Here is a 7,976-nt window from a genome sequence, read left to right as displayed (position 1 = left end):
AGCGACCGGAGCCTGAGCGACCGGAGCCTGAGCGACCGGAGCCTGAGCGACCGGAGCCTGAGCGCTGGGAGCGGACATGTCGGTTCTCGTTTCTGTTGCTGTTACTGTTACAGATCCAATGCGGGTGCGCGACCGGCTAGTTCCCCACCAGCCGGGCACGTCACCCACCCGCATCGGATAGCGCATTTGTACTGCGCATCGCTGACACGCAACAGAACACGCAACAGGTTGGTCATTCGGCGTGTCGCGGAAACAGTTCTCGGATCTGTCCCAGGTTTCATCAGCAGACGGCGAGACTCCCACGACGCGTAGACGCCTAAGCGAACAGCACTAGCGTGACCGCTACCGGTGATGCCTCAGCGACTTCGCGAATGATTCGTTCTGCCACTGCCGGGTCGATCCCGCCGATTCCTCCGCCGATCAACGGCAATGCCACCAAGGAGATCCCGTGCTTCACCGCCAAGTCCAGACCGGCCGTCAGTGACGAACGCAGATGCTTCTCAGTGGCGTTGGGTCCGGGCTGATCCTGACTGGCGCAGTGGATGATCGTCTTATCCCCCGGTCCCTGCGGACAGATCATCGCTCCACCGACCGGGAGATCACCGCGACGTGACAGCACCTCATATTGGTGAATGGCGTCGGGGTGTCGGCGCTTCATGACCGCCGCGACACCGGCGCCGGCGACACCTACGCAGTTAACTCCATGCGCCAGTGCCTGTGCGGGGTGCTCGAATAAATCGCCGGTTTCAATCGTGAAACTCATGGTGCTCCGTTTTCTCTATCGCTTAACAGGTTTCGCCGACATCGGCGGCGAATTGGTTCCAGGTGCGGCCGGATAGCGTCAGCGGGGTGCGGTCGGCCAGTGCCAGATTCGTCGCATACTGCTCACAGTCGATCAACTGGTCCACGTTGGCGCCGCGGCTGATCGCGTGAGCACGGGCTTTTTCGACAATGTCAGCACAGCCCTGCCGGTCCTCCCAGTGCCGCTGCCGGTCGGTCAAGGCGGCGAACCAGCACGCGACGGCGTATTGGTCGATGGCAAACTGCAACTCCGATAACGACGTCACCGGCGAATGATCGATCAGGACTGGCCGGTGGCACCCGCCGCGGCGCGATATGCGGGACCGGGAAGTGAACGGGACGAAGGACGGGTCGGTCCACGGCTCCGCGAGTGTCCGATCGACCAGCTCTACTCTCGCCCGATGGCTTCGATTGTTAGTGCGGCCAGGCGTTCGGTCTTGGTCGCGTTCTTGAACAGGCTCGCGGTATATCCGCCGTACTCGGCTTCGCCCTTGTCCTTCAGGGTGTCAAGCACCTGGGCCGTCAACTCGGTGGCCCGCAGCAGGATCGGCGCCCAATCCTCAGTGTGGTTTTCGATCCGGGACAGATCGAGCTGGGTGAACACGATGTGAGTGATAAGACGGTTCCCATGAACCGCGTAGCCCTTGGTCCGATTGTCCAGGCCGGCGCGTAAGCGATCGAGTTCATGGTCGACTGCGCGAAGTATCTGGACTAATCGCCATACGCGCAGGTGGTTGGTCTTGGCGTTGAACAGCGCCTTGTACGGGGACTTGGTGGTGTCGTCCCACAGGCGGCTGACCTCGCGCTTCGCCTGGGTGGCCAGCGTCGCGGATTGGGCACAGGCCAAAGCCACGGCGGCCTCGCCGAACTCACAGCCTTGGTCCGGGTCGGGACGAGCTTCCCCGCTGCGGAATGCGTATGTGAGGTCGTCGACAGCGAAGTCGTCGCGCAGGCGCGCCTGCTCCGGATCGAGCCCCACGAAGTCGCGGCCGCCGATCACGTTCTGCGTGTTGGTCGCACGGGTGACCCGCTTGCCGAAGTCCTCGGCGGTCGACTCCAGCGAGATGAACCGGACCATCACGCGCACCTTGTTCAGTTCCGCCTGCTTACCCTGCCGCAGCGCCCGGGCCAACGTCCCGACGGTCTGCGCGCCGTTGACGACGCTGACTCCCTTGACGCCGAACGTGCCTTGTCGGCGCTCGGGTCCACCGGCCGGTGCCTTGTCGATCGACTCGCAGAGCGCTGTGACGCCGTTGTTGAAGTACCAGAAGTTCTCGGGGGAATCGAGCACCGTCTCCAGGACGGAGTTGTTGACCTCGGAGTTCGGGAGGACCACCCGGACGTTGCGGGAGAGGAGGAAGTCCCCGTGGTCCCGCAGCCACCCGGCGACCTTGGTCCCACTCACGTGGCCGTAGACCGCCTCCGGCGGGCCTTCCATCCGGCCCCAGTCAGAGAGTTCGACGGTGAGGTCGATCTGGCTGGACTGGTTCTCGTCGACCAGCAGCTTGTAGATGAATCCCTGAGTCGCGTAGCCGAACGTCGCGACCTCGGTCGGTACGTTGAGCGTGGCGACGTAATCGTCCATGTGCCCGCGCACGTTGTCGGCCACGGCGGGTGTGCCCATCGACGCGAAGATGACTTCGATACGCAGATCGGTGTTCAGCAGGATGTCATCCAACTCGGCGGCGCGGTCCTTCACCTTGCCGTTGAACCGCTCCCAGTTCATCGAGACCAGATCGGCCAGCCCCTTCTGGAACTTGATCATGTCCTCCATGGACGCACCTTTGGTGCCCGTGTCGGACCACTTCGACTGGACGACGAAGAGGCGTGGAGACTCCGAATCCACGTACGCAATGGCGTCGATGCCGTTGTCGTCCGAACCGTCGGTCACCGACGCCGCCGCGTCCTCGTCACTCAGGGCCGCCACCTTGGTCAGAACGAACGCGGCGAGTGCGCGGGTGAGTTGCGCCTGCTCGATGTGCTCTGCACTGTGAGCGCCCAGATCGGAGACGTCGATGTGCGGATAGGTGGTGATCTTCAGCCGCCGCTTGATCTGCGCCACGTGCAAGTCGCCCACGGTCGATCCCTCCTGTCATTGGATAAGCGGCCAAGTCTATTGGCCGGGTACCGGAATCCTGAGACCACTCAAAGTCCTGATCCATCCGACGCAGGATGTTCTCCAGCATGATCACCGCGTGGGCATGTCCGAATCGCTGCAGTGGGCCGCAATGTCAGCGGCATCGGCGTCGCGGGGAAGTCGTGGCACCACCTCGAGGAACGTGGCGCCGCCTTTGAAGTCGGCCAGAATCAGCGCCACCTTGTCAGGTCCGTACTTGGCAATCAGCGCGTCTGTCACGTCCTCGCCAACATCGTCGCCATCACTGTCATCGCCGTCCTCCCCGGCGGGGAACCCCAGCCTCAGATCCGTGGCAACCGGAACCTCGGGATCGTCGACGTCGATGTCCGGCGGGTACGCGTGCGCGGACAGCACTGCGCGGAACACACCGGCACACGTCAGTGTCACCAGCGCTGCCGGATGGGCGCGGGTGTACAACTCGACGGGCTCCTTGAACACCGCGGCGATGGCGCCCATCTTCTTGACCGCCACGTCGGTGAACGACTGGACGTTGCCTACCTTGAGCGGCGCGGTGCTCTGCTCGTCACCGGTTCCGCGTGTGCCCAGAATCTCCGCTGCGCCGCGCGCGCCCAGCGTCGCCAGGACCGACCGAAGCGGGAAGCTCTCGGCGTCCTGCAGCGGGATGTAATGCCGTGAATCAGCCTCCCCCAGGTCGCCGTCAGTCAAGGTGCGCATCAGCAGCGTGTTGCCTTCGTCGACCACCGACAACTCCACCGCGCACTCGGCCTCTTTGTCGATCTTCTTTACCGCCGACGCGGCGCCTCGGGCCGCCGCGAGTAGTTGCCCGGCCTGGTCGAGGGAGAACTTCACCACGGGCAGATCGCCGTCGCACTCGAAGATCGCCTGGCCCGGACTGATGCCGTCGGAGGAGATGAACACCAGGCTGTTCTGCGTTCCGACATCGCCGGTGTCTACCCGGGCGGTGCCCAACAACACCGCCGCGTGCGTCGGGTCGTCGTTCCCGGCGTAAGCCATCACCTTCGCCACCGACAGTCCTTGAACGAATGACTTGTTGTCGATCACAGCCGTCATGGCCGGACCACCTCTCTGTAGCTGTCGCGGTCGGCACCACGTGCCGTGCTGTTCCCGGCTCGTCTGGGCGTTCGGGTCCGCGCACTGTAGAACCGGGACGGCGGTGTGCGCGGCGCGCGGCGCGCCAGTCCCGGTTGAGGTCTCAATCTCAAAATACGGCTGCCTGGCCCACTTCACGTCCAGGCTCAACAACCCCGGTAACGGGCGCACCCACGCCAAGTCACCATGTCCCCCAACGCGCACGCGCACGTGCGCCAGCTCCCGTGGGCAGGCGGAATCAAAATAGCGCTCAAATTACCGCTCAGAACAGCGCTCAAAGCTTCGCTCAAACTAGCAATAAATATGCCGCTCAAAAGGGTGATCAAGTGAATAAAACACCTGGTCACGGGCATACGCGGTGCGCCCAGATACTCGACAGCGCCGCTCAACGTCACCACGGCAGAACCCCGGCCTGCGAAAGCTGGATGACTGCAGAGCCGACGTAGCACCGGTACCCGGCACTGCTCTCGATGGCGCGTGCCACACGCGCCCGCAGGGACGTGACAGCTTCGGGGCGGTGGTCGTCGTGTCGCGCCGCAGGCTTGCCCGTCGCCGGAACCCCAGCACACTGCGCAGCCGTGAACGCACCCCGAAAATCTTCCGGACTGGTGTCCGTCCTGGCGCAACTGGCCGTGGCTCTGGCAGGAACAATGGTCGCCGCCGTCGTGGCTGGCACCATCCTCAGTGGCGGCTCGCCTCGCGATATCGGCACCAGGGTCACGATGCTGCTGGACCGGATACCGGGTCTGCACGGCGCACAGAATCGAGCCGCGGGTGCGGGGTCCAGCGGAATCGCCATCGCGTTCAGCGGAACCGGTACCGCAAGCCCAGACCCCTCAACACTGACCGTCGCGCCGAGCGGGTCCATGGATGGCTACACGCGACTGATGTTCGGCCAGCCATGGACCGACGACGTCGACGTGGACGGCGGACACAACGGGTGCGGAACACGCGACGATATCCTTGCGCGCGACCTCACCGGTGTGGTCACCGACGGCCGGTGCAAAGTCATGTCCGGAACACTGGCCGACCCCTATACCGCAGGCGTCATCGTGTTCACACGTGGGCGGGATACCTCGTCGGCCGTTCAGATCGACCACATCGTGCCGCTGGGTAACGCGTGGGTCTCGGGGGCATGGAGCTGGGCACTTTCCGAGCGAAAACAGATCGCCAACGACCCGCTGAACCTGCTGGCCGTCGACGGTCCGGCGAACATGGGAAAAGGCGACAAGTCCGCCGACCAGTGGTTGCCTCCGAACGCAGCGTTCCAATGCACCTACGTCAAGACGCAGGTGATGGTGAAGAACAAATACCGCCTCAGCGTCACCGCCGCGGAGAAAGCGACAATGGATAGCTTCTACGGGCAATGCTGACCGCGCCTGCTCCGCCGCGGCGCGACGGAGCGGTCAGGCGGTGCCGCTGTTGTTGAACCTCGCAGCTGCGTCGTCGACGGCAATCAGTGCGGTCTGGACCATCACGTGGTCGTCCGCGTCGACGATCAGGCGTCCCTGGCCGGGCCTCCAGCGCTCCGGCCGCAGATGGAACGCTCCCGCCACTGGCGACCCCGCCGACGGCGGAGCCGCCAGCTGCAGAAGCGGCGCCTGCATCGCGTTGCGCAGCGCCAGCAGGAGAGCGGCGGACTTCAAACGCTCGGCCATGCCGGCATTGTCGCCGACAACGAAGTGCACGCCGAGATCAATTCCAGTGGCCAGCAACCTGGTGACCGTTTCGCCACCGGCCTCCACCTCGTCGAACGGTGTCTTGGCCGCGTACCCTGCGGCGATCGCCTCGAAGTTGTCGATGAACACGTACACCTCGGGGCCAGTGAAGTACGTCCGGTTGCGCAGGTCGTCGGCACTGGTGTCGTCGTTCGGCCGACGAGTGGCCATCAGGTGCACCAGCATGCCTGCAACGTCCTCGATGTCCTGGCGGCTGGAGACGTATCCCGGCGGACGTTTGCGCACGCGGACCGGCTCACCATCGTTTCCGATCACGGGGTTGCCGTCGTCGTCGAGCTTGTCGACGAATTTCGCCCGCTGCATGTAGCCGCGCTCATAGAGCCGGTCACGCTCCCCGAGCTGCTGACGCAGCGGGTCGATCACGATGATGACAGCTTCTTTTGGCGTGAACTGCCGCATCACCGACTCCATGATCGAGCGCAGCACGTTGCTTTTGCCCGACCCCTTCTCGCCGAAGACGAGAAGGTTCTGGGAGAAGTCCGGAACCGGAGCCAGGGCCAGGGTGTCCATCCGGCTGCCCAGGGGGATGATCGTGCGCAGCGGGTGCCGACCGGGATCGACCAACGAAGCGAACACCGACCAGATCGTCTCGTAGTCGATGACCGGGTCGGCCGGCAGGACCGGCGGCACACCCTCGCCGGCGTAGGCCTCGGCTAACTCACCGCACAGCTGGCGGATCTCGTCGCCGTAGTCGGTCACATCAAAGACGGGCATACCGCCTTCCTCGCGGTCGGATTCAATGGTCCGATTGATCGGGACCACGGTGCGGGCCTGCAGCATCGTGCCCGGATCAAATGACCGGCCCGGCTGATCGATCGGGATGCGCTCCTTGAGGGTCATCCTCACCTCCGGCGGAACCAGCGCCCCGCTGTACTCCGTCGACGGAAGCTGCACACCGCCTTTGAGGTCGATCGTGTAATGGGCGTGGTTGCCGGCGTTCGACGATGTCTGCGAGTCCGCGGTGAACACCAGGTGAATCCCCACCGCGGCGCCTCTGTCGAGGATGGGGCGCAGTAGCTTGGCCCGGTCCGCCCGGTCATCGCCATTTTCGCCGAGGAACCCACCGATACCGTCGATCGCTACGATCACGTAGCCGTACGGGTCACCGGCAACGGGATCGACGGCTTTCGACTCCAGGTAAGCGTCCATCGACGACACGTCACGGTCGACCATCACCGTGCGTCGCATGTCGATCAGCCGCGATGCCTCACCGAGGATGCGCGCGACCGTCTCCCCGTCACCGGGTCGCGCATAGGCCGCGACGTTGGGACTGCGGCGGACCTCGCCGAGTTTTCCGGTGCCGTAATCGGCCAGCATGAACCCCAGGCGCGACGGGCCGTGCTGCAGGCAGCCGAGGATCACCAGGGACTGCAGCAGCGTCGTACGCCCCGACTTACCGGCACCGGCGATCACCTGGTGCGCGACAGCGCCGCTGAACTCCAGGTTCCACGGAAGCCTGGTGTGTTTGGACGGGTGATCGAGTTCGCCGATGCGGATGCGCAGACCCCGGGTTTCGCGCCCCAGGCCCAGAGTGGGCAGGCTCAGTGGCTCCCGCAGCGACGGCTTCCACAGATCCAGGGTGCGCATGTCCGCCAGCCGTGACACCTTCTCCAGCAGCACGTCGGCCATGTTCTCGGTGTGCGTCTCTTCGACGGTCTCGACCGCCTCGCCCTCCACGACGGGGGTGAATCCGCGATCGGTGAACAACGGGAACGGGACCACGGGGTCGGAAACCGTCTCGATGCTGTCGCTGCCTGATCGCGACCGTTCGATCACCGTCCGTCGGACGTAGGCCGCTTCGTGATGAAACGCGGCAACTTCGACAGGTGCGGGATCAGAGGTGAACTTGCGCAGGATCTTTCCTTTGAGACCGCCCTTTTTGGCCACCATTGTCGCCGCGGCATCGGTGCCGATCATGGCGATGGACCCCTGCGTGGAGTTGACCGCCAGCGAATAGCGGAACGTCAGGTGTTCGAGCAGGTCACCGAGCACCGACTTGTCGATGATCTGGCTGCACATCACCAGGTGCATTCCCAGAGAGCGGCCGACGCGGCCGACGCGGATCAGCAGCTCCAGGTAGTTCGGGCGGTCTTTGAGGAACTCACCGAACTCGTCGATGATCACGATGAGGTCCGGCAGCGGCGGCCACTGCGGGTCGCCTGGATGTGCCTGCTGCTTCTCGCGGTACTCGAAAATGTCCCTGCACCGCTTCTCGGTGGTGATGAACT

6 protein-coding genes are annotated in these 7,976 nt (G+C 64.4%); 1 reads left to right on the top strand and 5 read right to left on the bottom strand.

Going from position 1 to position 7,976, the window contains the following annotated elements; translation table 11 throughout:
- Positions 1 to 316: 316 nt before the first annotated feature.
- The 4 genes from AC2VOU_RS00300 to AC2VOU_RS00285 all read right to left on the bottom strand — a co-directional run bounded on the left by AC2VOU_RS00300 (position 317) and on the right by AC2VOU_RS00285 (position 3,970).
- Positions 317 to 763 carry a macro domain-containing protein gene (locus AC2VOU_RS00300; protein WP_486955553.1) on the bottom strand — a complete coding sequence of 149 codons (447 nt, stop codon included), beginning with the start codon at positions 761 to 763 and terminating at the stop codon, positions 317 to 319.
- A 22-nt stretch (positions 764 to 785) separates the two neighbouring features.
- Positions 786 to 1,067 carry a hypothetical protein gene (locus tag AC2VOU_RS00295; RefSeq protein WP_486955552.1) on the bottom strand — a complete coding sequence of 94 codons (282 nt, stop codon included), beginning with the start codon at positions 1,065 to 1,067 and terminating at the stop codon, positions 786 to 788.
- Between the two features lie 122 nt (positions 1,068 to 1,189).
- The gene (locus AC2VOU_RS00290; RefSeq protein WP_486955551.1) at positions 1,190 to 2,878 is read right to left on the bottom strand and encodes an AIPR family protein; all 1,689 of its coding nucleotides are present in this window, start codon (positions 2,876 to 2,878) and stop codon (positions 1,190 to 1,192) included.
- Between the two features lie 111 nt (positions 2,879 to 2,989).
- Positions 2,990 to 3,970: a hypothetical protein gene (locus AC2VOU_RS00285; protein ID WP_486955550.1), complete on the bottom strand. Its 981-nt coding sequence runs from the start codon at positions 3,968 to 3,970 to the stop codon at positions 2,990 to 2,992.
- A gap of 617 nt (positions 3,971 to 4,587) precedes the next feature.
- Between AC2VOU_RS00285 and AC2VOU_RS00280 the strand changes: the two genes are divergently transcribed.
- Positions 4,588 to 5,382 carry an HNH endonuclease family protein gene (locus AC2VOU_RS00280; RefSeq protein WP_486955549.1) on the top strand — a complete coding sequence of 265 codons (795 nt, stop codon included), beginning with the start codon at positions 4,588 to 4,590 and terminating at the stop codon, positions 5,380 to 5,382.
- 33 nt (positions 5,383 to 5,415) lie between these two features.
- Here the strand turns inward: AC2VOU_RS00280 and AC2VOU_RS00275 are convergent.
- Positions 5,416 to 7,976: FtsK/SpoIIIE domain-containing protein (locus tag AC2VOU_RS00275; protein ID WP_486955548.1), on the bottom strand; the 2,561-nt coding region annotated here is incomplete at its 5' end.

Source organism: Mycobacterium sp. TH-M25, from assembly GCF_057473665.1.
This window is presented reverse-complemented; position numbering and strand designations above follow the sequence as displayed.